At 74.8% G+C, this 1,729-nt stretch carries 2 protein-coding genes and 1 pseudogene; all 3 read right to left on the bottom strand.

The genetic code is table 11. The features are described from left to right. Positions 1-140: pseudogene (locus tag H5J30_RS37100) on the bottom strand (1-phosphofructokinase); the annotation flags it as partial. A gap of 66 nt (positions 141-206) precedes the next feature. Then, positions 207-1,406, bottom strand: coding sequence for an N-acetylglucosamine-6-phosphate deacetylase (gene nagA, locus H5J30_RS31350; RefSeq protein WP_181790935.1), 1,200 nt, complete (start codon positions 1,404-1,406; stop codon positions 207-209). Beyond that, on the bottom strand, positions 1,406-1,729 hold a 324-nt coding region (locus tag H5J30_RS31345), incomplete at its 5' end, for an ROK family protein (RefSeq protein WP_181790933.1). The genes nagA and H5J30_RS31345, both read right to left, overlap by 1 nt.

The following is a 1,729-nucleotide window of genomic DNA, read 5'->3' as shown; positions in this document are numbered from 1 at the left end:
GCGAGCACCCGGGCCACGTTCAGGCCCTTGCCGCCGGGCCGCTCGGTGACGTCGGTGACCCGGTGCGACTCGTGGGCACGCAGCCGCGGCACCCGGTACGTGACGTCGAGTGCGAGGTTGAGTGTGACGGTGAGGAACATATGCGCGAAAGATCCTGCCATGGTGCCCCGGTGCCGTCGACAGCGCGCGCCGCCGACGGCGCGCTTTCAGCTACCGGGTTCGACGATCCACGCACCCTTGCGCATGATCCCGACGAGAGCGAACCGCGCGTCGAGCACGACGAGGTCCGCGTCCTTTCCGGGCTCCAGCGAGCCGATCCGGTCGTACGCGCCCAGCACCTTCGCCGGCGTCGCGGACAGCGCCTCCACGGCGTCCCCGACCGGCAGGCGGTCGACGGTGACCGCCCGGCGGAACGCGGTGTCCAGCGTCAGCGTGGAGCCCGCGATCGACCCGCCGTCGACCAGCCGGGCCACGCCGTCCTGCACGTCGACCTCCATCGGGCCGAGCGGGTAGCGGCCGTCGCCCATGCCGGCGGCGCCCATCGCGTCCGTGATGAACGCGACCCGGCCGCTCCCGGCGCGCGTGAACGCCAACTGCAGCACCGCCGGGTGCAGATGCACGCCGTCGTTGATCAGCTCGACGGTCACCCGCTCGTCCTCCAGCAGCGCGGCGACCGGGCCCGGCGAGCGGTGGCCGAGCGCGGGCATGGCGTTGAACAGGTGGGTGGCGACGGTGGCGCCGGCCGCGACGGCTTCCTGCACGGCGTCGTACGAGGAGTCGGTGTGGCCCACGGCGGCGATGACGCCGCTGTCGGCGAGGAGGCGTACCGAGTCGAGTCCGCCCGGCAGCTCCGGTGCCAGCGTGAGCATCCGCGTCTGCCCGCGGCCGGCCTCGACGAGCTTGCGCACGTCGGCGGGCGCGGGGTCGCGCAGCAGCGCGGGCTGGTGCGCGCCGCAGCGGTGCGGGGAGATGAACGGGCCCTCGAAGTGGATGCCGGCCAGCTCGCCGTCCTCGGCCAGCTCGGCGAGGACGCCGGCCTGCCGGGCGAGGTCGTCCAGGTCGCCGGTGACGGTGGAGGCGAGCATGGTGGTGGTGCCGTGGGCGCGGTGGGTGTCGATGACGGTGCGGGCCTGCTCGTGGGTGCCGCCGGAGAAGGAGGCGCCGCCGGCGCCGTGCACGTGGATGTCGACGAAGCCGGGGACGATCCAGTGCCCGGAGAGGTCGACCGCCGCGGGCCCGCCGTCGTCCCGCGGTTCCCCGGGGGCCTGCGGAGCCGCGTCTGCCGGTGCCACCGAGGCGATCCGGCCGTCCGCGACGGTGAGCCTGGCGTCCTCTACGGTGCCGGTCGGCTGGACCACACGGGCGCCCGTGAGCACCGTGCCGCCCTCCCGCATCGAATCCCGCATCAGGCGGTTACCTCCGTGGCGAGTAGGTCCCAGGCGAGCTGCCCGGCGCCCAGGCAGGCGGCGGCGTCTCCGAGCTCCGCCGGGACGATCTGGGGGGTTGTCTGGAACGTGATGCGCGCCCGGACGGCGCGGGTAAGCGGTACGAACAGGGTGTCCCCGGCCTCGGCGAGGCCGCCGCCGACGACGATGCGGCGGGGGTCGAGCAGGGTGATGCCGGTGATCAGGCCGCCGGCCAGGGCGTCGACGGCGTCCTGCCAGACGGCCTCGGCGACCGGGTCGCCGGACTCGACGGCCTTGGCGCAGTCCGCGGCGGTCGCGCCGGG

The sequence above is a fragment of the Streptomyces phytophilus genome, from assembly GCF_013870535.1.
GTDB classification, from domain to species: Bacteria; Actinomycetota; Actinomycetes; order Streptomycetales; family Streptomycetaceae; genus Streptomyces; species Streptomyces phytophilus.
This window is presented reverse-complemented; position numbering and strand designations above follow the sequence as displayed.